Genomic DNA, 25,406 nt, shown 5'->3' with positions numbered 1-25,406 from the left:
GTAATAGATAAAACAAAATGGGAGCTTGGAGCGCTTTGCAGCGAAATTTTGATAAGACTCGACGCCAACATATAAAGTCTATCTTGACTGCCTCTTTGGGACTGTCTTTGGCGAGTGCAGCACCTTATGTATGGAGCAAAAAGAAACTGTCTTTGCGCATCTTAGGTACTCATGTCACCTTGCAAGAAGCCATTCGCCAGCAAGCAATGCAAGACCTTGGCATTGAACTAGAGTTCGAAGCCAAAGGAAGTGCGGCTGTACTACAAAAAGCTTCAACCCAACCGAGCAGCTTTGATTTATACGAGCAGTGGTCTGATAGCATCAACTTATTGTGGGCCGCCAAAGCAATCCAGCCAATTGATATTAAGCGCATCCAATATTGGGACGAAATTAACGGTTTGACCAAAAATGGTCGTTTAACTCCCCAGAGTAAAATTGGCGCAGGAGATGCGCCCTATAAATTATTGTATGCGCAAAAAAATGGTGCTTTATCACAAACTGATTCGAGCCAGATTAGTTTTCTGCCTTACGTCCACAATGTTGATTCTTTTGGTTATAACACGGAGCAAATACCTAAGGGCGTGCCTTACGTAACGGAAAGTTGGGGCTGGTTGTTTGATAAAAAATATAGAGGAAAAGTCGGGATTGTAAATACCCCAACGATAGGCCTGTTTGATATGGCATTAGCTGCTCAGGCTTCTGGTTTAATGCGCTTTGCAGACATTGGCAGCATGACTAAAACCGAGTTAGATCAGCTCTTTGATATATTGCTTGCTCTTAAATTTGATGGACATTTTAATGGCTTCTGGAACTCAGTACCTGAATCGGTTGAATTTATGGCGAATGGTCGAGTTATTATTGAAAGCATGTTTTCACCGGCTGTATCAGCCTTGAATGGGCGCAATATTCCTGTGGTATTTGCCGCGCCAAAAGAAGGTTATAGAGGTTGGCATGGTGTGATGTGTTTGTCGGCTGCGACCCAAGGGCTTACCAAAGATACGGCTTACGAATATATGAATTGGTGGCTGTCAGGCTGGCCCGGGGCTTTTATTGCTAGGCAAGGTTATTATATTTCTAACCCTCAACGTTCCAAACCCTATCTGACCGAAACTGAATGGAATTATTGGTATATGGGACAAGCAGCTAATGCCGAGTTGCAAGGACCTGATGGCAAAATTAGTGTTCATAGAGGTGATACCCGCACCGGAGGTAGCTACCTTAAACGTATGAGTAACGTAGTTGTCTGGAATACGGTAATGCCAACTTATGAATATAGTTTGCAAAAATGGTATGAGTTTATCAGTGCTTGAGGCTTAAATGGATATCATCAATACAGTGTTGCGATATGCTCGAACTTTAACAGTGCAAATAATCATTGTTGGGGTGGTGTTCGCCATATTATTGGTCGGTGTCGCATCTATTTTATTTCGAACTCAAGATGTGCTCTCCACCAGCTTAAAACAAAATCAACTTTCTATTGAAGAAGTAAACGCTGTTAGGTTTATTGAAAGAGATGTTATTGATCTGCAGCGCAATGTATTGATTTATAAGAGAACTGCTAGTCAATCTGCGATTAAACGTTTCGATATGCTGTACCAAGATATTCAGCAAAATTTAGCCAAGTTGTCAGATGAAAGTCGCAACAACAAATTTAGAGAATATAGCCTGCGCATGCAAACACATTTGCGTGACTACAAAAGTAACTTTAATACAGTGATTGAAAATCGCACTTTGCGTAGCAGTTTAGTGCAAAGCGAGCTGACACAGACCAACAATGCATTACATCAGTTGATCGTACAATTTGGCCAACAAAATATTGTGGTTATGCCGCAGCTGCAAAATATAAAAATAGAACTACAAAATAGTGAGATCGCATTGCTCAAATACATAGAGCAACCCGACTCAACGCATATTCAAGAGTTCAGTCGTGCGCATAATCGCATTCAGGATCTGCTGTTAGATATACCAGCAAATATTGCCAAGCCTTTTGATCTGCCACTAAAGCAATTACATGAACATTTTTTCAATGTGGCCAATGTTACTCGAGGTTATAGTTTTCTTGTAAATGTTGTAATGGCAGGAACTGCTAATGAAATACTGTTTTTATCTAAACAGCTAAGTGCGATCGAAAGGGAACAGGTGGAACAAAAACATCAACAAATTATTGAAATAATTGAGTCGCAGCGCCAACAGGCGTTAGTCATTTCTATTTTTGGGTTAATGTTTTCTGTCATTATTGGTGTCTATTTTGTACAGCGTATTTCGCGTCCGATCATTGATATAACAAATGTTTTTCGCGCTCTGTCACAGGACAAACCTGTAGGTGCAATTACCCACAAACAAAGATTAGATGAAGTGGGTGAGTTAGCCCGTGCAGCAGACGTTTTTCAGCAAAAAATAATTCAAACGAAAGAGTTATTATTACAGGCGCAAAGTTTAAATTTAGCTTTATCCGAATCAAAACGTGAAGCACAAGAAGCAACTATGGCTAAAAGTCGCTTTTTGGCTAATATGAGTCATGAAATTAGGACACCTATTAATGGCATATTAGGATTAGTTAAGCTGGTTTTAGAGACGGATTTAGATAAAAAGCAGCGAGATTATTTAGAAAAAGCGGATTATTCAAGCAAGTTGCTGCTCAACATTATCAGTGATGTCTTGGATTTTTCCAAAATCGAAGCGGGTCGATTAGATGTTGAACACTTGCCGTTTTCAACACATGACTTTATTGATGGTTTATTAGTTAATATACATACAATAGAGCGGACGAAAAAAATTCCAGTAATATTGGATGCTGACCCAAACATACCGGATTGTTTAGTTGGAGATTGCACGCGTTTAACCCAAATAGTGATGAACTTGACCCATAATGCGTTGAAATTCACAGAGCACGGCAAAGTATATATTAGGTTTTGGGGTGAACACTTAGCTGGTAGTAATTATAGACTGTATGCTCAAGTCAAAGATTCAGGTATTGGCCTAGGCGAACAACAAATTGACAGTATTTTTGACTCTTTTACTCAAGCAGATTCTTCATTGCGAAGGAAATATGGAGGGACAGGGTTAGGGCTAGCTATCGTAAAAGAGCTGTGTAATTTAATGGGCGGAGATGTTTCTGCGCGTTCAACGTTGGGAGAAGGGGCTGAATTCAACTTAAATGTGATGCTTGAAAATGACGGCGGTAAGGCACTTATAGAAAGTGATTTATCGACAAAATCTTCGTTAATCTTGTTTGGCGAAGATGCGTCGTTTGAACGATATTTACGAGCAAGCAACGCAATCTATCAAAAACGCAAACTAGACAATACCAGCAAGTTTGTGCCACTAAACGACCCTTGTGTACTTGTTTTGACTTTGCAGCCCTATGCAGACAATTACCTCGAAGCTTTAGATGCATCTAAGCACTCTTTTTTACTAATTGCAGACGTCTCGCATAGAACTTGGTTAGAAACATTAGTCACAATACCCAAGCAGAATATTATCTACCGGCCTTATAGTCCAAGGGAGTGGCTAGATAAAATAACTAAGTTACTTGATGATGAAGATTGCCTAGCAACGCAGCAGACTGTTGTTAAGAAAAGTCTTCAACTTCCGAGTTTTGAAAATGCCAAAGTGTTATTAGTTGAAGATAATGAAATTAATCAATTAGTTGCTAAAGCTATGTTAGAAAAATACCAAATCTCGGTAGACCTCGCCGACAACGGCCAAGTAGCATTAGACAAAATTCACGATGACACCAGCTTCGAATTAGTACTTATGGATGTGCAAATGCCCGTTATGGATGGTTATCAAGCGACAATAGGGATAAGGCAGCGAGGATTAGCTAAGTTACCTATAGTTGGATTATCTGCTAATGCGTTACAGCAAGATTTCGAAACTGCAAAAAAAGTCGGGATGGATGATTACCTCACTAAGCCCATCGATGAAGGAAAGCTCGTTGAAATATTGAAGCTGTATTTAACCAAAACATAGCAGCTTGCTCCAAATTGGCGCAATTTTTTTAAATCCAATGTATACCTGCTTTAGCCTAGTTAATTCATTAAATACATAATAATTATAAATTGTGGTGATTGAATTTGATTGGTTTCGGTTTGTTTATTCATCTCTTATGTATGAATTTTTCTTTTAATGTTGCTAATAGTTTTTAATCTTGTTTTAACATTGTGCTTGCTTAGTATGTGTAACGTATATTTATGCTGGTGTAATTTATCCCCTAAGAGCCTATTTTTAACTTGTCATAATTGCGGCATGTTAATTGATTATTATGTTTGGAAAACTAAACATTAATCGCAAATTTGGGGGCATCAAAGCTGATGATAGATCTCGAACTCGGCATTTTAAACCGAAGCGCCTTTTTTTCTGAATTAAAAACTTCATATTTGCATGGACGAAAAAATGACGAACAAGCACTCTTTATCGCACTGGAGTACGATTGTGTTTGTAAACTCAGAAGTGTCATTAGCACAGAGCATGTAAGCTTTTTGTTGGCGCACTTGGTGGATATTTTTAAAGCGCATTTACCCGAACAAGCAATTTTGGGGCGGAGCCTCAAAGAGATCAATGCGTATATTCCACATGTACAATTAGCTGATTTGAATCAGATAATTCAGCGATTGCAAAATGCTTTTGAGATGCCTATATATTTGCCTAACGGACGCATGGTAGAGGTTAAACCCAAACTATTAAGTGCTTTTTTACCAGGGATCTTAGAAGAGCCGGAAAATCCAGACACTGTCATTAATCAACTTGCGATGTTTTTAGGTTATGTCGACCAACTGGAAGATGGTAAGTCACATTTTCATTTGGACGAGCAAACCCTGTCGTATTTGAACAAGCGTATCAAAATAGATAGGTTGATTTTAGGCGCACAAGCAAATGATGAGCTGTATGTGTTATATCAGCCAAAAGTTGATATAAAAAATAATCGGATTATTGGTGCAGAAGCATTGGTGCGATGGTCGTCACCAGAGCTTGGTTTAGTATCCCCTGAGCTGTTTATCGAGCGGGCTGAGTTTACCGGCATGATCCAGTCTTTGTCTTTGTATGTTTTGCAAGATGCGATTGATTTACTTGATAAAGCGCGTGTCCATGATCAGCACTTTTCGGTGAATATCAATTTGACCGCAACTTGTATTGAATCAGGTTATTTTATCGCTGAGTTGGAACACTATGTCAGAAACTCAGGGCATCCGGCTTCGGCATTTGAGTTTGAGATTACTGAAACTGTCGCGATAAAACATTACGAAACTGCGTTAAAAGGTCTACAAAGACTACACTCTTTGGGTTGCAAAATTGCGCTGGATGATTTTGGTACCGGCTATTCCTGTTTATCTCTTCTATCAAAATTGCCATTGGACACTTTGAAAATAGATAAATCTTTTGTCGGTAATATGTTTGATTCTGTTGTAGACATTCAGATAGTGAAAACTGTTGTCGCATTGGCGCAAGCCTGTAACTTAAATGTCATTGCTGAAGGCATAGAAACCGAAGAACAAGCTGATGTCTTGATTCGAGAGCTAGGATGTCGCTATGGGCAAGGTTATTATTTTAAACGGCCAATTCATCCAGTAAAGTTATTGCCATTAATTCAAGCGCAGAGCCATCAAGATGGCAAACGCAAGGTGGCGGTCGCCAAAACCCTGATGCCAAAAATATTTGGTCGAGTCAATTGAGCTGAGTTTAACTAAAATTGCTAAATTCAGCTTGGCTAAACAAGACTCTTTGTTCTGCTGTTCTGACTTCACTTTGTTTTTCTATTAGCTTAAGTCTAGGTTTTAGTCCACAGCCATTGGCTATTTGGATGGAGAGTCCAGGGCGAGCGTTAAGTTCTAACAATAAGGGGCCCCGTTCAACATCTAATACTATGTCAGCACCAAGGTAACCTAAGCCAGTTTTTTCGTAACATTTAGCTGCTAGAACCAGCATTTCTTGCCAATTTGGTACTTTGAGTTCAGCCAGTTGTTGTTGGGTGTCAGGATGATGGCTAATAGGTTTACCAAATTGCACTGCGTTAAGTGCTCGACCTGTGCTTATGTCTAGCCCGACTCCAACCGCTCCTTGATGTAAATTCGCTTTGCCGTCAGATGCTTCGGTCGACAAGCGCATCATCGCCATCACAGGATATCCCTTAAAAATAATGATGCGAATGTCCGGCACACCTTCAAAACTATAATCACTAAATAGCTGATCAAAATTGATAAGCCGCTCAATAATAGCTGTATCTAGTTTGCCCCCTAGGCTGTATAAACCTGCTAAAATGTTGCTGCAATGATGTTGTAATTGTTCAACTTGTAGCTCAGTACCATTGGGTTTAAAGAATGTCGGCGCATTGTTGTGTTGGACAACCAATATGCCTTTGCCACCACTGCCTTTCGCTGGTTTGATGACAAACCCGCCCGACTTAGGGATTAAACCATGCAAATTATTGATTTGTGATTGGTGTTCAATTGTTGCAAGTAATTCAGGTACATGAATATCTGAATTCTCCAATAACTTTTTGGTTTCAAGTTTATTGTCGACCAAAGGGAACAATTTACGCTGGTTGTAACGGGAAATATAACGAATGTTACGCTCATTCATACCCAATATGCCCATTTGGGCCAGTTTAAATGGATTTACCAGCATATTTTTCTACCAAAGATTTAAAGCGAGCCAATTCAAATAAACGATAACCCGTATAATTGCCTAGAGCTAAAATAGCCGCCAATAGAATAAGCTGCACACCTAAAAAGTTGAATGTGAGATGACGAATAAACTCATTAGTCATAGCCAAATAAGCAATAACAGCAGTTAATAGGCTACCACCACCTTGAATAACCACCTCTTTGGCACCTTCTTCTTCCCATAAAACTGACATGCGCTCTATTGTCCAAGATAGAATAATCATAGGGAAGAAAGTCACTTTTAACCCTTCGCTTAAACCTATTTGATAACTTAATAAGCTAAACAAGGTGATGATGGCGATAACACTAATTATCACCGCAGATATTCGTGCGACCAGCAGTAAATTTAAATGTGAGAGATAACTGCGTAACAATAAGCCAGTAAAGACTATCAAGGTAAAACCAACTAGACCGGTTAACAAGGAGGTTTGGATAAATGCGAGTGCAATCAACACTGGCATAAATGTACCTGAGGTGCGCAATCCTACTAATATTCGTAGGATGCAAACCATTAGTGCCCCAACAGGTAGCAACAGAATGGTTTTAAACAGCGCCTGTTCTTCCAAAGGCAAGCTATGAATAGAAAAATTAACTAAACTTTGTTGCACGTTTTGCTGAGCTTTGATTGCTGAGGCAATACTTTCTTGATGGCGAATAATAGAAAAACTAACATTCGAATCATAGCCGCCCATCACTTCTAACATAGGTTGATCATTTTGTTGCCAAAGCAGCATATCTTGTGGTTTTCCACGTTTCCCGCTACTAGGGTTAAAAATAGCTGAACTGTTTTGTTTATCCCAAACCTTGATCAAGGGGATTAACGCTTGGCGTCTTCTACCGTCTTCTAGTTTTACCGCGTGAATGATGCTTGCAGCAATACCTGCATGGTTGAGCAAAGTGACTGCCAGTTTTGCTTGGTTGGATTCTGCATCGCGCAGTAAGGCTAAATTTTGTTGAGTATTTTCTTCGGCGGTTAGCAGTTTAAACAACTGCTGAGCATAGCTGATTGAGTCGGCTGATATAGCTAATAGTTGTTGGTGTATTTGTTCTGCTGCCGTTAGATAAGGTTCAGCAAGACTTGTTGGTTGAATGTGAGCTGCTTCTGTAACCAAGTCATTTTGCATTTGATCATCTAGAAAATCGACTCGATAAAACAGCGTTTGTTCGCCTTGAGCTTGGCGGATAGTCCATTCTAAAACGTTGTCGTCATCTAAATATGCAACACCATAACCGGAAGAGGCGCTCGACTCAGCCAAACGAGCAAAACCTTGTTGGTTATAAGGACGTGTCAGTTTTACTTTGACCGGCCCATTATCGGCAGTAAATTCGACGCGTGCTTCGATAGACCAAGTCGTTAGGGTTTCACCGGGTAAAAAAGGCACTTGGTAAGTAATATGGCGATAAACTGACATAATTAAGCCAGTTAAAAACAAAATGCCAATTAGGGTATAAAAAGGCCAGCGTGCATACTGCATGGTTATTCCTTTATGATTTAACTTTTGGGTGGATAAAAGATTTGCCAACTTCGATTAAGGTGACATCTTGCAAAAACTCCCGACCTAACAACACAGGAAACTCCATATCGGTTCTATCCGCCAAGGTAAATTCAGCTTCTTGTTGTAAGTCACTGCCCAGCTTAACCACTAATTTAATAACGGTTCTACGTTCAAGCTTGTCGGACGATGCTTGGCGAATTCGAGCTGTACGCACGACCTTAGCTTCCATCTCGTAATCAAGTTTAGCTTCTGTATGAGTCAGGGTGAATTTTACCCAGTTTTCGCCATCACGCTCAAAGCGCATAATATTTTTTGCGCTAATTGACGAAGTTGTTGCCCCTGAGTCAATGCGAGCTTGGATATGACGTTGTACTGACGGTACGTATATCCATTCTAATTCACCTATGATTATTTTGCCGTCAAGCTTATTGGCTTTTTCTTCGCATTGAGGCATTGTTTGCTGCGAAGTTTTACTTATCTGCTGATATATTTTACTGAGTGTTTGTTCGTTTTTTTGATGTTGTTTAGTTAGTTGGCTGAGGCTTTGGTTTTGTTGTGCACAAACTTGTTCAAAGCTGTTCTTAAGCTCGGTAAATTGTTTATTTTCAGTTAAAGCTGCTTGATTGGAAGTTAGTGAGCAAGCTGGTAAAAAGGCGCTAGCCAACAACAAAGTTCCGATTGTTTTGCTGTGGTGAGAAAAGTTGATATTTAACATGCGTCCCAGTTATGCGTTAAATAAAATCTATCTTCTCACCACTTAATTGTTTGCTGCAAGGGTTAGAGACTAAAAAATTGCACTAGTGCTGTTTTTTCTCGTTTTTCTGTTGCTTTAACCCAGATATCTTGCTTTTTTATTGGCTTTTAACTTAGTGATATCAACTAAAACTAAACCATCAATACAGTCGGCAAAATCTGGATCGACACCAAAATCGAGAAATTTTACGCCACCGTCTTCACACAATTCACTATATTGTTTGTATAAAGTTGGCACACTTGTGCCCATATTGGCCAACATGGACTTTAATTTAGCAAAGTCTTGTTTATAGTTATCGCCAGTAAATTCGGTTTTGAGCACAGAAATAACATCATTTGGAATTTGATAAGGTTGTTTGGAGCTGGCAATCACTTCTTGATGGTGAAAATACAGCTTGTAAAAATACACCATCAAGTCTTTTGCCGCTTTAGGCATAGTATTACTCATACTGACAGGACCAAATAGGTATTTGATGTCTGGGTGTTTCTTTAGAAACGCACCTATGCCATACCAAAGATAGTCTAAACTGCGCATGCCCCAATATTTAGGTTGGACAAAACTTCGACCCAGCTCTAACCCGTATTCAAAATACTTTTGCATTTGTTGATCATAGGTAAACAGCGAGTCTGTATACAGACCTTTTTGCCCTTGCTTTTGGATAATTTCAAGCGTGCGGCCTAAGCGGTATGCACCAACAATTTCTTGTTCTTGTTTATCCCAAAGAATTAAGTGTTCGTAATAAGCGTCATATTTATCAATATCCCTCTTTTTACCACAACCTTCGCCAACTGCTCTAAAAGCTAGTTCGCGTAGGCGACCTATTTCACGCATAATCGGTGAACTATCTTCAAATTTGTACAGGTAGATATCCTTGTTGTCTGCTGTTTGCCCGAGCAACTCACAAGCTTGGATTGCTTTGTGGAGTTCTTGGCGATTTTCCGGACGTGCAATGGCAGATTCAGTGACAAAACAGCCTTTTTTCTGTTTGCCAATTCGGTAAAGATGACGTTGGAATAAACGGATTTTTTCTTTGTTGGTTAGCTGGCTCCCTTTAAAACTGTCGTAAGGAATAAGCTCACCAACACGAACTGGCATGTTTTTATCTTGCTGTTTAAACATCTCATTGACTAAAAATAAGGTTGAAAGAGGTTTGTACAACATAGACAACAGATAAAAGGAGTTAGAGTTTTTACCTTGTACATGAATAGGCAATATAGGTGATTGTGTCGCTTGTGCCAGTTTTAGGAAACCACCGTTCCAACGATTGTCTCGAATACCCGCTGGTTTGAGCCTCGACACTTCGCCTGCCGGAAAAATAATCACAGCGCCATTATTATTTAAATAAGCTTGAATGCCCCGGATATTTTCTCGGGCTGTACCAGCGCCCATATTGTTAACTGGCAATAACATTGGTCGCAAAGGGTTGATCGCCATTAATAGTTCATTTGCGACAACTTTAAAGTCTTTACGAACTTCACTAACCAACTTTATTAATGCGAGTCCATCTAATGAACCTATAGGATGGTTGGCGATTATTACGCAGCGTCCTTGACTGGGGATACGCTCTAAATCTCGAGCCGAGATGGTATAACTGAAGTCGAAATATTCTAGTGATTGCTCAACAAAATCTAGGCCGCGTAAATGCGGGTAACGCTCAGCGAATTCAAGAAACTCTTGTTCGTGCAATAACTTCTTCAAAACTTTTTTAGTTAACGAACTTAACACTGGGTGTTTTTGTAGTTGAGGTAGGTTTTTTTCTATGACTTCATCAACGGTAAACATGGTTCAACTCCTAATAGAAAACAGCTGAACTCTATCTAGGTAGTGTGAACAATGAATGCAATTTTTATTGCACTTTTATTGCTGATTATTTGAGCGATAGCATAAATCGGCAACAAAAATTGCTAAGGTGAATATGTTACGCAGCCTGGTTTGCTGGTCTAGCTGAGCGTGCTGAATCAAACTGAGTTAAGCTTTGGACTGTTTCAGTCCAGTAAATCAGTTCTAAACGGCCGTCAGAATGTTCAGCCAGCATAGTACAGTTTTCTATCCAGTCACCATCGTTGCAATACAAAATACCATTTTTGTATTCCATATCTGGTTGGTGAATGTGGCCACAAACTATACCATCGACATTTTTGCTTTTTGCATGGGCAATTGCCGCATCTTTGTAACGCTCTATTGCTTCACCTGCACCTTTAACTTTACTTTTGATATAACCTGCAAGTGACCAATAACCCCAGCCCATGTGTTTGCGGAATCCGTTACAGCAGCGATTTAAAAACAATAAGAAGTCGTAAAGTACATCACCTAGTTTAGATTGCCATTCACCTAAACAAACTTGGCCGTCAAACTCATCACCATGGGTGACAATTAATTGCTGACCTGATTGAGTTGTATGAATTATATCGCGGTGAATTTCGATATCAGCGAAAGTCATACCTATATAATTGCGTACTTTTTCGTCGTGGTTGCCAGGTACGTAAACAACACGTGTACCTTTATGAGCTTTGTCGATAAGCGTGTCTATTACTTGGTTATGGCTAGCTGGCCAATGCACTTTTTTTTCTAGTGCCCAAATATCGATAATGTCACCGACAAGGTATATGGTTTGTGTTTCAACTTGATCAAGTAAATCTAATAGAAAGTGGGCTTTGCAATCTTTGCTACCTAAATGTATATCCGACAGCCAAATCGCTTGGTACTGCATCTTCTTGTGTTTCATATATGCTTCCCTTTTGCTCAAAACCTAATTGGCTTGGGTGTAGATGCAAATATGCAGAGCACAAGTTAAATAAAGTTGACTATTTAATGAACATTAGATTACTGATTTAGGTATTTATTTACAGCAGCAAAGAAACCTTGGGTTTCTACTATGTCATATCTGTTGCAATGGCGCTCACCTTGTAATGTATTACACAGATACAACCAGCGGTTCTGGCTGTCTAATTGCACGTCAGCATTGGTATCTAACAGCATAGCTTTACTGCCAAAGCGGCTGGGAACATAAATACTTTCTGCAACTATGCCAAGTTTTTCGTAGGTAATAACTTTAGGGTAAGGTACCAGTGCAGCAACAATCGCGAGCAAAGCCAAAAAATACCATTTAGCTTTGCTTGGTTTTTTAACTACAGGTGCTGAGTCGGCTGCTTGAGCAGCCTGAATTTGCGCCATTTTTTGTTTAATCAGCGCTTGTTGTTTGTCAATTGCTGCTTTTTGTTGCTTGCGTTTTAGTTGCTTCTGAAAGTCTTCGTTATTCAGTAGCTGTTGTTTTTGAGGACTGTTCATGCTCGTTCACTTGATTGCTGAAAATCAGGCCTTGATTGGCGACACTGAATAAAAAGATACTATAAATTGCGACATTTTGCTGAATAGATTCTAAACTAATTTTGTCGAATGTATCATTCGCAGAATGTAAGTATTTAAAATACTGATCAGTTTTTTGTACCCAGTTAAAAATGGGGATATCTTTTGCGACTAAATGTTGCGTGTTGGTCGCACCTGCCGAAGCGTTATGGCCTCTTTCTATACCTAAATCAGCGACCATAGTATGTATTTTGTCTGCAAGTTTTAAGCTATCTTCACTGATATTTGTATCGAGTCTGAATATAGATTCTCCACCCAAATCAGACTCTGCAGCGACAATTATGTTTTTATGCTGCAGGTGGTTAAGGTAGGTTTTTATGCCATTTTGGTTAAATTGACTGGCAGTAACAAATACAACTTCAATATCGTGTTTAAGCAAAGCTTGATGTGGTGCCAGTTGTTTAATTATACCTAAGCCTATACCAACACCAGCGGCATTATCTAACGCACCCGTGCCTAAATCTGATGAGTCGATATGCGCAATAAATACAACTTTGTTGTTATTAATTTTGCTCTGGTCAGAACTTAGGGTAGCGATTAAGTTGTAGGTATCTACCCAACTATCTTCACTGTTTTGAATATTTAGCGATAACTCTACCGGTAAATTACGCGCGAATAATCTATCTAACAAATCCGCATCTGCTGGTGAAATGGCTGCTGCAGGGATAAACGGACTATTTGGGCTATAGCGTACCGCACCTGTATGAGCCGTTCGGCTTTTATCTGTTGTTTGCGAGCGAAGAATTATCGCTTTAGCACCTTTATTAGCAGCTATGGTGGCACCAAGTTGACGAACGCGTTGCGTTTTTAAATAATCTTCAACTGGCGTTTGTTCATCTAATTTTCGCGAGATATAGACTATTTTCCCAACTAATTTGTCTGCTTCTACTGACTTTAGGTGATCAAAATTATTGATTTTTATCACTTCGGCGGTAATGCCATCAATCTCAGTTGAAACACTACCAGCTAAAGATTCAATCACTAATTCATGGGTGTAAGGGGAAACAACCTGTGCGCTGGCCGATTGTCTTTGCCAATTGCGTACTTTTAACGTCTGTTTGCTCAATTGACTAACAGACAGTTCGGTTAGTTGTTGTTCTAGCCAAAGTAGTGCTTTTTGCTCTTTGTCACTGCCTAAGGGGCGAGCACCAATTTCTGTGGTCAGTGCTTCTATTTGATGATATGCGTAATCATCAGTAAGAGCTTGATTTTTAATTTGTTCAAGCGTTGCTATTGGCTGTGCAGCAAAACAAAATTTTACTAACGCATTAGTAAAGATTAAAGTGGACCAAGTTATCTTGGATTTCAATAATTTTTGCATTGAAATAATACTAATTATTTATAATTCAACTAAGCTCAATATTATCGCATTAAAAAGGCTGCATTAAAAAGGCCAATAATCAGCAGACAGCTGAAAATATTCATAATTGGGGTTTTTGCACTGTTTTGTTTAATTTTATCTAGGCTATTGGCATGGAACTAATACATCAAGCTTACTATTTTTCAGTGGGAGTCAGTACCTTAGTTGCCTTGGTGTTATGTGCCCTTGCTACTGTTAGCCGTTATAAAGGTCGCATGTTATCTCTTTGCGTCATATGTATCATGGTGACGGCTTTCCAGTATTTGTCGGCGCAACTGATTGTAGAGCCTGATGTGCTACAACAAGTCGAGTTGCGCAGGCTGCGTAATTTTTATGTCATGCTTTTTCCTGCCGTACTGTTGTGCTTTTTATACAGTTATAAAAAATCTAAATGGGATGTGCAGACACTTTATGGCTTTTTGTTGATAGGTTGTGTTTTTTCTGTCGCCAATTATTTATTGCCTTATACAACTCGATTTGCAAATTTACCTGCTCTTCAACAAGTTGAATTTGATGGTGTCAATTATTATGTCATGGTTGGGGAAGCGAGTTGGTGGAGCCATGCTTGGTTTTTATATTTTTTTATTGGCATGGCCTTGGCGTTATTTATTGCTAAAAGATTATTTCACGCTGGGCATAAACCGGTAGCTCTTGCACTAGGGGTGTATTTTGTCATCCAAACTATCCTTGCCTTTTTCGTTTATTTAGCTAACTGGGGTTTGTACCAGAGCGTTCCTTTGGTTGGGTTCGGCTTTTTAATTTTTATCGGCTTGATGTGTGCCGCGCTTATTTATGAATTTAAACTATCGGATGTTAAATTGCGCCAACGTACTAAAGCTTTACGTGAAGAAGTGTACAAAAGAGGGCAAATAGAAAAAGAGCGGGATAAACTTATTCAGCTCGTAGCTGAAGACCCAATTGCCACACACGTTGTAAACTTGCAAGGTGAAGTAGAACAGGCCAATGCTGCTAGTAAGCGTTTTTGGCACAGTGACTTAGCGGAAAATCGTTTCAACTTGGTTGAATTTTTGCGCCATAGTTTTGAAAGCCATCAATTTGTCTTAAATTTGCATAAAAATAATAGCAAGTTACCAGAAATTCAATTGAATAAAGTTGATTTAACCCATTGGTCTATTGCTAATAAAATTAATGCAAATGCTTGGCTAAAAATTTACATATTTCCGCTTCATGATCGTAATAACCAAGTGACACACTTTTGCATACGTATCAAAGATGTTACACAAGAAAAGTATGTCGAGCAGGCAATTAATAAAATTGCCCAAGGTGTTGTTGGCCGAGGTGATAATTTTTATCTCTCTATGGTCGAGAACTTAAGCCAAATTTTTCCGGTGGACTATGTGTTTATCGCTCAGTTAGAGCAACAGCAAACGACTGCTAAAACTTTGGCTGTGGCGTATAGAGGTAAAATAGTTGACAACTTTACCTACGCGTTAGAGCACACCCCATGTGAACAGGCAAAAGCAACAGGAGTATGCTGGTATCCAAAAGGTGTACAAGATGAGTACCCTAAAGATACGCTGTTAATAGAGATGGATATTCAAGGTTATCTGGGGATTGCATTAACAGATGCCGAAGGCCACACCATAGGGTTATTAACTTTGTTAAGTGTGGAAGAGTTGGATATAGGCTACCAAGGGCAAGAGATCCTGAATATTTTTGCTGCTAGGGCAAGCTCTGAGTTGCAAATGGAGCGCGCGGAGCAAGAAATAAGAAATCTAGCCTATTATGACTACCTAACCCAATTGCCCAACAGAGCGAGCTTGTTGGCTAAATTATCTAGCTACTTGCAGAGAAACAAAGAAAATTTTGCTCTATTGCTGATTGATTTAGACAATTTTAAGTTTGTCAATGACGCTTTAGGCAATGATGTTGCAGACGAAATTTTACGTACGGTTGGTCACAGACTTGCTTCGCTTAATGAGGCGTTAGTCGCACGTTATGGCGGTGATGAATTTGTGATAATTTGTCAGCCTCAATCAGCAGACAATATAACTCTGTATGCACAGAGGTTAGCCCATTCTATTATTCAGTTGATTAGCCAACCTATTCAAGTTGGTGAACGCATAGTTAACATTGCAGCGAGTGCTGGTATTTGTTTATTTCCGCTGCATAGTTTCGATAAATTAGAGATTTTACGTTTTGCGGAAACAGCCTTGATGCAATCGAAAGAATTAGGCCGTGGCCAGTTTTATGTGTTTGACCCCGCTATTCAGCATAAAGTCGAGCAACGCATTTCATTGGAGCAAGATCTGAAAAGAGCCATTGCCCAGCGTGAGTTTTCGCTTTTGTATCAACCTCAGTACAATGCTGAACAACAAATTTATGGTGCGGAAGTGTTAATTCGCTGGATCAGCGATCAAAATGGTTTTGTTTCACCCGCCGAGTTTATTCCACTTGCCGAAGAAACAGGTTTAATTCACGCCATAGGTGATTGGGTATTAGAGACTGCGTTATTACAAATGTCGGTTCTCAATCAATTTGAGTGTTTTCAACGTTTATCCATTAATGTATCGGCATGGCAATTTGCAGATCATAAATTTGCCAAGAAATTAATTGCCCAAGTTGATAAGTTACAAATAGATCCGAATAAAATTACTTTGGAGCTAACAGAAACAGGTTTATTGCAGAATGTTGATGAAGCCAAAAACAAACTGGCTGAATTGCGCAAAGTGGGTTTTAAAATTGCGTTAGATGACTTTGGCACAGGTTATTCTTCTTTGTCTTATTTACGTGAGTTGCCGCTAGATGAATTAAAAATCGACAAAGCCTTTATCGACGAAGTTGATGGGATTAAAGCTGCACCTTTAGTAGAGTCTATGGTATCTATTGCCAAACATTTAAACTTGTGGGTGGTTGCTGAAGGGGTTGAAACGCAGGAACAATATTTAGCGTTAGACAAAATGGGCTGTGACCATTTTCAGGGATACTATTTTTCCAAGCCAATTACGGCTAAGCAGTTAGTTGAAAAACTGACAGTAACAGCAGTAAGCGAAAATTAGCTATAAAAAAACCAGAATCGGTATTCACCGGATTCTGGTTTTTCTGCAATTTAAAAAATTGCGAATTATAAAGCTTTGATCTGAGCAGCTAAACGGCTCTTATGACGTGCAGCTTTATTTTTGTGGATTAAACCACGTGATGCGAAACGATCCAACAATGGTTGAACAGTTTGGAAAGCAGCAGTTGCGCCTTCTTTGTCACCAGCTGCAATAGCGGCAACAACTTTTTTCAAATATGTACGCATCATAGAACGACGGCTTGCATTATGCTGGCGACTTTTCTCAGCTTGAACCGCGCGTTTTTTAGCAGACTTGATGTTAGCCAAAACTAAACTCCTAAAAATCGAAAACAGGGATACCCTTAATAAAGGCGCGGAAATATGCCTGTAAAAAGGGTAAATGTCAATTAATTTCGGACAAAAAATGCACTTTTGTCCATCTCATTTCCATCGCATTATGTCTAGGTGATCCTGCCTGAATAAATCGCAGTCGATTTATTTGAACAATTACTAACAAACATAGGAATGATAAACGCCGTCTAGTATACTCCAGCGCCAGCAAAATATGAAATTGGAAAACACTTTTGGCGAAAGGTTTATTAAGATCTGGCATTATTTTTAGCGCGATGACATTAGTATCACGTGTGTTGGGTTTAGTTCGTGATGTTATTATCGCAAATTTACTCGGTGCAGGTGCCGCTGCTGACGTATTTATCCTAACTAATAAAATTCCTAATTTTCTTCGCCGTTTATTTGCTGAAGGCGCTTTTGCTCAGGCATTTGTCCCTGTATTAACTGAATATAAAGAAAATAAAAGTTTAGATGAAACTAAGTTACTGATTGCGCGAGTTGCCGGTACGCTCGGCACTATAGTGATGATCACCACCATATTGGGGGTAATAGGCTCCCCCGTAGTCATTGCGTTATTTGGTACAGGCTGGTTTCTAGATTATTTAAATGGTGGGCCGGGCACAGAAAACTATTTACTTGCGAGCTTAATGCTCAAAATTACTTTTCCGTATTTAATGTTTATTGCGATAACTGCGCTGGCTGGCGCTGTGCTTAATACTTGGGGCAAGTTTGGCGCGGCAGCTTTTACCCCAGTGTTGCTCAATATCAGTATGATCACTGCAGCGATATTTTTTGCTGACAATTTTGCTCAACCTGCGTTTGCCTTGGCGTGGGGGGTATTTTTCGGCGGTATTATCCAATTTGTTTTCCAACTGCCTTTTTTGCACAAAGCTGGATTGATTTGTCGCCCACAATGGGGTTGGAGCGACCCTGGGGTTAAAAAAATCCGTTTATTAATGTTACCTGCGCTGTTCGGTGTATCTGTAAGTCAAATTAATTTGTTATTAGACACTGTACTTGCAAGCTTTCTTCAATTTGGTTCAATCAGCTGGTTATATTATTCAGACCGTTTGTTGGAATTTCCACTTGGTTTATTTGGTATAGCCATAGCGACAGTGATTCTACCTCAGCTGTCTAAAGAGCATGTCAATGCGGGCAAACAAGACTTTGCTAATACTATGGACTGGGGCATACGTATGGTATGTATTTTAGGTATACCTTCAAGTTTTGGTTTGATGTTACTCGCTGAACCTATGTTAATGGTGTTATTTATGCGCGGTGAATTTAGCGCATTTGATGCCGCACAAAGCCGCTTGAGCTTGATGGCTTATGCCGCCGGACTGATTTGTTTTATGTGGATTAAAGTTTTAGCCAGTGGTTTTTTCTCGCGCCAAGATACTAAAACGCCAGTCAAAGTGGGTATTTATGCCATGGTGTTAAATATGGTGTTCAACTTGATGCTGATTTATCCGTTTAAACATGTTGGTTTAGCCATGGCAACCAGCTTATCAGCCTTGTTTAATGCTGGCTGTTTATATTATTTTTTACACAAACAAGGTGTTTATCATCTAACTAAACAAAGTGTTTTGACACTGGTTCGAGTTATTGCTGCAAGCATGTTTATGTTACTGGCCATTTATTATCTGATGCCAGAGCGTCAATTGTGGCTTGAAATGGATACTTTAATGCGTTCACTCTGGTTGGCTGGTTTAATTGGAGTTGGTGGTGTGGTGTATTTATTGTCATTATTTGCAATTGGTTTAAGACTTTGTCATTTGAAAGCTGCATAGTTTTGTTAGCTAAGTTATAATCGCGCCGAATTTTATAGTTAGTGGGCTGGCATGGAGTTAATCCGAGGTATACATAACATCAAACCGCAGCATAAAGGCTGTGTTTTGACCATAGGTAATTTTGATGGTGTGCATTTGGGCCATATGTCTGTGTTATCGCAGTTAAAGGCTAGCAGCGAAAAACACCACTTACCTTCAGTTGTGATGACATTTGAACCTCAACCAGTTGAAGTATTTAACCCGGCTGCAGCGCCTGCTAGGCTAATTCGCTGGCGCGATAAATACCAATTATTACAACCACATGTTGACCGACTTTTGTGTGTGCGTTTCAACCAAGCGTTTGCCAATTTACCAGCTGAGGAATTTGTCAGTGATTTATTGGTCAACAAGTTAGGGGTAAAACACCTAGTTATTGGTGATGATTTTAAATTTGGTTGTAAGCGCCAAGGTGATTTTGCGCTGTTGCAAGTTTTAGCCAAAAAATACCATTTCAGCGTCGAAGATACCCAAAGTTGTATATTGCAGTCTGAACGTGTGAGCAGTACAGCCATTCGCGAGCGTGTGGCAAATGATGATTTTGTTGGCGCACAAAGGTTATTAGGTCGGCCTTATAGCGTGTGGGGTACTGTGGTACATGGTGCAAAAAATGGTCGCACCATAGGGTTTCCAACCGCTAACATTCTGATGCATCGCAAAGTTTCACCTGTCTCTGGCGTATTTGCAGTACAGGTTAAATTAGACGGACGTTTATACGATGCTGTGGCGAATGTTGGTTACCGACCAACGTTAAATGGTAAACAGAACCAATTAGAAGTACATATTTTTGATTTTGCAGGTGACTTATATCAACAGCGCTTGCAGGTCATATTTAGGCACAAAATTCGTGCTGAACAGAAATTTGAATCTTTAGCGGCATTGCAGCAGCAAATTGTATTAGACTGTCAAACCGCCAAACAATTTTTTGCGCTTGAAAGAGCAGAATAACTATCAGGAATACGGCAAAAAAATGAGTGAATATAAAAGTACCTTAAATCTACCAGAAACTGGTTTCCCTATGCGTGGCGACTTAGCTAAGCGCGAACCAGGTATGTTAAAAGCATGGCAACAAAAAGGTTTATATCAGGCTATTCGTCAAGCTCGCCAAGGTTGTGAGCAATTCGTATTACACGATGGCCCTCCATACGCAAATGGTGATATTCACTTAGGCCATGCAGTAAATAAGGTACTGAAAGATATTATTATCAAATCTAAAACTTTATCTGGATTTGACGCGCCGTATGTACCAGGTTGGGACTGTCATGGTTTACCAATCGAATTACAAGTTGAGAAGAAAGTTGGCAAACCTGGCCATAAAGTTTCAGCTGCAGAATTCCGTGAAAAATGCCGTGCTTATGCTGCCAAACAGGTTGAAGGGCAAAAAGCAGACTTTGTTCGTTTAGGTGTATTAGGTGAGTGGGACAAGCCATACCTAACCATGGATTTCCAATTTGAAGCCAATATTATTCGCTCACTCGGCAAAATTGTTGAAAACGGCCATTTAGAAAAAGGTTTTAAACCTGTTCATTGGTGTACTGACTGTGGTTCTGCGTTAGCTGAAGCTGAAGTTGAATATAAAGATAAAGAGTCACCCGCAATTGATGTACGTTTCAAATTAATTGATGAGTCGATTGCCGATAAGTTTGATCATCCAGATGGGCATAGTGGTCAAGGTGATATTTCCGTGGTTATTTGGACCACTACACCTTGGACTTTACCGGCTAACCGTGCTGTTGCAATTCACCCTGAACTTGACTACACCTTAGTGCAAGTTGAAGGTGAGAATCCTGAGCGTTTAATCCTAGCTTCTGATCTAGTTAAATCAGCCATGGATCGTTTTGGTTTTGATAAATATCATGCACTTGGTTTTTGCAAAGGTGCTGCGTTAGAAAACGCCCAAGCACAACACCCATTCTACGATTTTACTGTGCCTGTGATTTTAGGCGAACACGTTACCACTGAATCAGGTACAGGTTGTGTGCATACAGCTCCGGGCCATGGTCAAGACGACTTCGTAGTTGGTGCAAAATACAATTTAGAAGTTGCTAACCCTGTTGGTGCAAATGGTGTTTATTTACCGGGCACACCTTTGTTTGAAGGCCAGCACGTTAGCAAAGCAAATACACCAATTGTTGATTTGTTAAGTGAAAATGGTGCTTTGGTCCATCATCATGCGTATCCACATAGTTATCCGCATTGTTGGCGTCATAAAACACCAATTATTTTCCGCGCAACACCACAGTGGTTTATCTCTATGGATAAAGCGGGTTTACGTGAAAAATCATTGGCTGAAATTAAAAAGACTAAATGGATCCCTGCTTGGGGTGAAGGCCGTATTTCTAATATGGTTGAAGGCCGTCCAGATTGGTGTATTTCTCGTCAGCGAACTTGGGGCGTGCCAATTGCTTTATTTGTGCATAGTGAAAGCGGCGAATTACACCCAGACACTCCTGCATTAATTGAAACTGTTGCTAAACAAGTTGAAGAAAAAGGCATTCAAGCTTGGTTTGATATAGAACCAACTGACTTATTGTCAGCTGAAGATGCTAAAGTTTATGTAAAAGTACCTGATACCTTAGATGTTTGGTTCGATTCAGGTGTAACTCACGCTTGTGTGGTAGATGCACGTGATACTTATACTAAAAAACAAGCTGATTTATATTTAGAAGGTTCAGACCAACACCGTGGTTGGTTTATGTCGTCATTAATGACAGGCATAGCCTTGAAAGATGCAGCACCGTATCAGCAAGTATTAACTCATGGTTTTACCGTAGATAAAGACGGTCGCAAGATGTCTAAATCAATCGGTAACACAGTGAGCCCACAACAAATTATTGGCAAGTTTGGTGCAGATATTTTGCGTTTGTGGATAGCTTCTGCCAACTATACAGCAGACATCACGGTTTCTGATGAAATATTTAAACGCTCAGCCGATGCCTATCGTCGTATTCGTAATACAGCACGTTTCTTATTATCTAACTTAAATGGTTTTGAGCCAGCAACTGATATGGTTGCGTTAGATGAAATGGTTGAGTTAGACCGTTGGGCTGTCGCTAAAGCTTATGAGGTACAACAAGAGATCACTAAAGCTTACGACGAGTATCAAATTCTTCAGGTAGTGCAAAAATTAATGCACTTCTGTTCAATTGATATGGGTAGTTTCTACTTAGATGTGATTAAAGACAGACAATATACAGCGAAAGCGGATGGCCATGCGCGTCGTTCTTGCCAAACTGCATTGTATTTAATCGCCGAAGCTATGACTCGTTGGATGGCGCCTGTATTAAGTTTTACCGCACAAGAAATTTGGGCTGCTTTACCAGGTCAGCGCGATGAATTTATCTTCACGCAAACTTGGTACGACAAATTAGCGCCGTTACCAGAAAGTGCCAAATTATCTGATGCTGACTGGCAACAAGTTATGGCAGTGAAAGATGAAGTCAACCGTTTAATCGAAGTGGCGCGTCGTGAAGAAGTGATAGGTGCTTCTTTACAAGCGGAAGTTTCAATTTTTGCTGATGAAAATTTATATGCATTATTAGCTAAATTGGAAGATGAACAGCGTTTTGTATTGATTACTTCAAAAGCAGATATTCAGCCGCTTGAACAAGCTGGTGATGCAGCCGCTACTGAAATAGCTGGATTAAAAATTGCCATTCAGCCGAGCCAAGGCAAAAAGTGCGATCGCTGTTGGCATTACCGTGAAGAAGTTGGTCAAATTGCCGAGCACCCAAGCTTATGTGGCCGTTGTGTAACTAATATCGACGGAGCAGGCGAAAGCCGACAATTTGCCTAATGATTGCTCAATACAAACAAACAGGTTTAGCTTGGATTTGGTTAGCACTTTTAGTGCTAATCGTCGACCAAGCAACCAAAATAGCTGTACTACAAAGTTTTCAGCTATACGATAGCGTTAAAATTACTGAATTTTTTAACCTGACTTATGTACGTAACTATGGTGCAGCATTTAGCTTTTTGGCTGATAGTGGCGGCTGGCAACGTTGGTTTTTTACCATTATTGCGATAGTCGCTGTTGGTTTATTGAGTTTTTGGTTAGCAAAAACACCTAAACAACAAATTTGGTTAGTAATTGGTTTTAACCTGATTTTAGGTGGCGCAGCGGGTAACTTATACGACAGGGTTGCTTACGGATATGTGGTTGATTTTTTAGATTTTACCATTCCTCTGTATGGTCGCTGGCCAGCATTTAATGTAGCCGATATGGGCATAGTGATAGGGGCTGCTTGTGTATTGATTGACGCTTTTGTTAATCAGAAAAAACCAAGCTCTGAAGAAAAGAAAATTTAGTAGTATTGATTATGACAGCAATTATTCAACAAAATAGCCAAGTTACCTTTCACTTTGCCATAGTATTAGAAGATGGCTCTGCGGCTGAAAGTACTAAAGTACACAATAAACCTGCGCAATTAACTATAGGTGATGGTTCGTTAACACCAAGTTTTGAACAATGTTTATTGGGTTTAAAAGCGGGTGATAAAAACAAATTTAAATTAGCGCCAGAAGATGCATTTGGTCAACCAAACCCAGATAATATCTATCATTTAGATCGCAATAAATTTTCTGCTGATTCGCCAGCTGAAGTAGGCAATATTATCGCCTTTACTCAGCCGGATGGAAGCGAACTACCAGGTATTATCCGTGAAGTAGAAGGTCAATCTGTTACGGTAGATTTTAATCACCCTTTGGCTGGTTTAACCGTTGAGTTTGATGTTGAAATTATCGACGTAATTAATCCTGAAGCTTAACAACAGGTAAACAGAATTATGCAAATACAATTAGCAAACCCTAGAGGCTTTTGTGCAGGTGTAGACCGAGCTATTAGCATAGTTGAACGTGCGCTCGAGTTATTTGAAAAACCTATCTATGTACGCCATGAAGTGGTGCACAACAAATACGTGGTTGATGGTTTACGCGAACGTGGTGCTGTGTTTGTAGATGAGTTAGATGAAATTCCTGACGACAGCATAGTGATTTTCAGTGCACATGGCGTGTCACAAGCAGTCAGACAACAAGCAAAAGATCGTGGACTAAAAATCTTTGATGCAACTTGCCCGCTTGTGACTAAAGTACATATGGAAGTTACTCGTGCTAGCCGTAAAGGTATTGAATGTATTTTGATTGGTCACCAAGGACACCCTGAAGTAGAAGGGACTATGGGGCAATACTCAAACCCTGAAGGTGGTATTTATTTGGTAGAGTCGGCAGAAGATGTCGCCAAATTAGAAGTTAAAGACCCAACCAACCTTTATTACTGCTCACAAACCACTTTGTCGGTAGATGATACTGCGGATGTGATTGATGCATTACGCGCTAAATTTCCAGAAATAGGTGGCCCACGTAAAGATGATATTTGTTATGCAACACAAAATCGTCAAGACGCAGTACGCCAGTTAGCAACGGATAACGACGTGGTATTTGTAGTGGGCGCTAAGAATAGTTCTAACTCAAATCGTTTACGTGAACTGGCTGAAAAAGTAGGTAGCCAAGCGTTTTTAATTGATACTGCCGACGACATAAATCCACAAATGCTTGAAAATGTGAACTCGGTCGGGGTGACAGCTGGTGCATCTGCGCCTGAAGTTTTAGTTAAGCAAGTTGTTGAAAAGCTTAACCAATTGGGTGGTGTATCGGTTAACGAAAAGCCAGGCATTGAAGAAAATGTAGTGTTTTCTTTACCCGTTGAGCTTAGATAAAAAATTTTTCTATTCGCAATCTCTCGCTTTTGATCTATAGTTTATTCCGATAGATTAAAATTTGTTCTAGCAAAAGGATGAGAGATTGTGTTGTACTCAAGGTTTTTGCTGCTCCAGCAAGCTGGTCTTAGGCCAGTTACATCCCTGATCACTGTTTTTGCCTGTGCACTCAACTGCATAGCCGCAATACCTGCTAAAAGTGTGAGCTTGTTAAATGTTGCGAGCTTGTCTTTTGTGTTAAATTCTTGCATTCTTCTGCGCCATAAAAATCCATTTTTAGGCAGTTATCGATAGGGACATTATGCGTAACGTTAAAAACCAATCTGGTTTCTCCTTAGTTGAATTAATCGTCGCCATGTCAGTAATGGCAATTGGCATAGTCGGCGCTGTCGCAACTCAAGCAACAGCAAAACGCTCAGGGGTGGATGCAAGCCAAAGATCACTCGCGGTATTTTTTGCCCACGATATGTTAGAGCGCATGCGCTTAAACAAAACTCAAATAGACGCTTACCAAGGTACTGCTTATGGAACAGGTAGTTTTTCGGTCAGTAATCAGGTTGACTGCTCAGCCAACAATTATTGCAATCCTGCGCAGTTGGCTTTATACGATACTTTTCAATGGCACCTAAACTTAGCTGGGCGTACTGTTATTAACAGTGAAGGCTCTCGCGTCGGAGGTCTACTCAAACCTACAGGGTGTGTTGCGAATAACAACGGTTACGTGACTATTGTAGTCAGTTGGTTAGGAAGGCAAGCAACCACTGATGCGGCTGATAACGGTTCTACTTTCGAAAAAAATTGTGGAACCGTCAGTGACAAGCGCCGTCAAGTAACCCTTTCTGCGCATGTTTATTAAGG

At 40.0% G+C, this 25,406-nt stretch carries 20 protein-coding genes; 11 read left to right on the top strand and 9 right to left on the bottom strand.

Annotation, left to right across the window (positions count from 1 at the left end; translation table 11 throughout):
• The first annotated feature begins 35 nt into the window (after positions 1–35).
• From WSC_RS0112740 to WSC_RS24200, 3 genes are all read left to right on the top strand, one after another.
• Positions 36–1,310: an ABC transporter substrate-binding protein gene (locus tag WSC_RS0112740; protein WP_026016831.1), complete on the top strand. Its 1,275-nt coding sequence runs from the start codon at positions 36–38 to the stop codon at positions 1,308–1,310.
• Between the two features lie 7 nt (positions 1,311–1,317).
• Complete coding sequence (locus WSC_RS0112735) at positions 1,318–3,972, top strand: response regulator (protein WP_016956319.1); 2,655 nt, start codon at positions 1,318–1,320, stop codon at positions 3,970–3,972.
• Between the two features lie 341 nt (positions 3,973–4,313).
• Complete coding sequence (locus WSC_RS24200) at positions 4,314–5,672, top strand: EAL domain-containing protein (RefSeq protein ID WP_016956318.1); 1,359 nt, start codon at positions 4,314–4,316, stop codon at positions 5,670–5,672.
• 7 nt (positions 5,673–5,679) lie between these two features.
• Here the strand turns inward: WSC_RS24200 and WSC_RS0112725 are convergent, their stop codons facing one another.
• The 7 genes from WSC_RS0112725 to WSC_RS0112695 form a co-directional block, all read right to left on the bottom strand.
• Positions 5,680–6,624 carry an alpha-L-glutamate ligase-like protein gene (locus WSC_RS0112725; protein ID WP_016956317.1) on the bottom strand — a complete coding sequence of 315 codons (945 nt, stop codon included), beginning with the start codon at positions 6,622–6,624 and terminating at the stop codon, positions 5,680–5,682.
• Entirely contained in the window at positions 6,605–8,137 is a 1,533-nt protein-coding gene (locus WSC_RS0112720) for an inactive transglutaminase family protein (RefSeq protein WP_016956316.1), read from the bottom strand. The genes WSC_RS0112725 and WSC_RS0112720 overlap by 20 nt, the downstream gene beginning before the upstream one ends.
• Positions 8,138–8,147: 10 nt before the next feature.
• A complete protein-coding gene (locus tag WSC_RS0112715) occupies positions 8,148–8,873 on the bottom strand; it encodes an ATP-dependent zinc protease family protein (protein ID WP_016956315.1) in 726 nt (241 codons plus the stop codon).
• A 114-nt stretch (positions 8,874–8,987) separates the two neighbouring features.
• The gene (olsF, locus tag WSC_RS0112710; RefSeq protein ID WP_016956314.1) at positions 8,988–10,694 is read right to left on the bottom strand and encodes a bifunctional ornithine lipid synthase OlsF; all 1,707 of its coding nucleotides are present in this window, start codon (positions 10,692–10,694) and stop codon (positions 8,988–8,990) included.
• Between the two features lie 136 nt (positions 10,695–10,830).
• On the bottom strand, positions 10,831–11,637 hold the full coding sequence (locus WSC_RS0112705; protein WP_026016829.1) for a UDP-2,3-diacylglucosamine diphosphatase: 807 nt from the start codon (positions 11,635–11,637) through the stop codon (positions 10,831–10,833).
• Positions 11,638–11,735: 98 nt separating this feature from the next.
• Positions 11,736–12,200 (bottom strand): hypothetical protein, encoded by a 465-nt coding sequence (locus WSC_RS22705; protein WP_016956312.1) that lies wholly within the window; start codon positions 12,198–12,200, stop codon positions 11,736–11,738.
• Complete coding sequence (locus WSC_RS0112695; RefSeq protein ID WP_016956311.1) at positions 12,166–13,599, bottom strand: M28 family peptidase; 1,434 nt, start codon at positions 13,597–13,599, stop codon at positions 12,166–12,168. Before WSC_RS0112695 ends, WSC_RS22705 begins: the two co-directional genes overlap by 35 nt.
• 152 nt (positions 13,600–13,751) lie before the next feature.
• Here WSC_RS0112695 and WSC_RS0112690 point away from each other — a divergent pair, with 152 nt between their 5' ends.
• Positions 13,752–16,658 carry an EAL domain-containing protein gene (locus tag WSC_RS0112690; protein ID WP_016956310.1) on the top strand — a complete coding sequence of 969 codons (2,907 nt, stop codon included), beginning with the start codon at positions 13,752–13,754 and terminating at the stop codon, positions 16,656–16,658.
• Positions 16,659–16,723: 65 nt separating this feature from the next.
• On the opposite strand, the gene rpsT is transcribed toward WSC_RS0112690, so the two are convergent.
• Positions 16,724–16,984: a 30S ribosomal protein S20 gene (gene rpsT / locus WSC_RS0112685; protein WP_016956309.1), complete on the bottom strand. Its 261-nt coding sequence runs from the start codon at positions 16,982–16,984 to the stop codon at positions 16,724–16,726.
• A 257-nt stretch (positions 16,985–17,241) separates the two neighbouring features.
• Between rpsT and murJ the strand changes: the two genes are divergently transcribed.
• From murJ to ispH, 6 genes are read left to right on the top strand one after another with little or no spacing between them, the layout of a single operon-like run.
• Positions 17,242–18,798, top strand: coding sequence for a murein biosynthesis integral membrane protein MurJ (murJ, locus tag WSC_RS0112680; protein WP_016956308.1), 1,557 nt, complete (start codon positions 17,242–17,244; stop codon positions 18,796–18,798).
• Positions 18,799–18,849: 51 nt separating this feature from the next.
• Positions 18,850–19,782 (top strand): bifunctional riboflavin kinase/FAD synthetase, encoded by a 933-nt coding sequence (gene ribF, locus WSC_RS0112675; protein WP_016956307.1) that lies wholly within the window; start codon positions 18,850–18,852, stop codon positions 19,780–19,782.
• 22 nt (positions 19,783–19,804) lie between these two features.
• Positions 19,805–22,630 carry an isoleucine--tRNA ligase gene (gene ileS / locus WSC_RS0112670; RefSeq protein WP_016956306.1) on the top strand — a complete coding sequence of 942 codons (2,826 nt, stop codon included), beginning with the start codon at positions 19,805–19,807 and terminating at the stop codon, positions 22,628–22,630.
• Positions 22,630–23,142 carry a signal peptidase II gene (gene lspA, locus WSC_RS0112665; protein ID WP_016956305.1) on the top strand — a complete coding sequence of 171 codons (513 nt, stop codon included), beginning with the start codon at positions 22,630–22,632 and terminating at the stop codon, positions 23,140–23,142. Before ileS ends, lspA begins: the two co-directional genes overlap by 1 nt.
• Positions 23,143–23,153: 11 nt before the next feature.
• Positions 23,154–23,600 (top strand): FKBP-type peptidyl-prolyl cis-trans isomerase, encoded by a 447-nt coding sequence (fkpB, locus tag WSC_RS0112660; protein ID WP_016956304.1) that lies wholly within the window; start codon positions 23,154–23,156, stop codon positions 23,598–23,600.
• An 18-nt stretch (positions 23,601–23,618) separates the two neighbouring features.
• Positions 23,619–24,548: a 4-hydroxy-3-methylbut-2-enyl diphosphate reductase gene (ispH, locus tag WSC_RS0112655; protein ID WP_016956303.1), complete on the top strand. Its 930-nt coding sequence runs from the start codon at positions 23,619–23,621 to the stop codon at positions 24,546–24,548.
• A gap of 41 nt (positions 24,549–24,589) precedes the next feature.
• Here ispH and WSC_RS0112650 read toward each other — a convergent pair whose 3' ends face one another.
• A complete protein-coding gene (locus WSC_RS0112650) occupies positions 24,590–24,799 on the bottom strand; it encodes a hypothetical protein (RefSeq protein ID WP_016956302.1) in 210 nt (69 codons plus the stop codon).
• A gap of 50 nt (positions 24,800–24,849) precedes the next feature.
• Here WSC_RS0112650 and pilV point away from each other — a divergent pair, with 50 nt between their 5' ends.
• Positions 24,850–25,404, top strand: coding sequence for a type IV pilus modification protein PilV (gene pilV, locus WSC_RS0112645; protein WP_016956301.1), 555 nt, complete (start codon positions 24,850–24,852; stop codon positions 25,402–25,404).
• Positions 25,405–25,406 lie beyond the last annotated feature (2 nt).

Origin of the sequence: Catenovulum agarivorans YM01 (assembly GCF_000281085.1) — a bacterium.
Taxonomy (GTDB): domain Bacteria; phylum Pseudomonadota; class Gammaproteobacteria; order Enterobacterales; family Alteromonadaceae; genus Catenovulum; species Catenovulum agarivorans.
The sequence above is the reverse complement of the archived record's forward strand: the minus strand, read 5'-3'. Positions and strand labels throughout refer to the sequence as shown.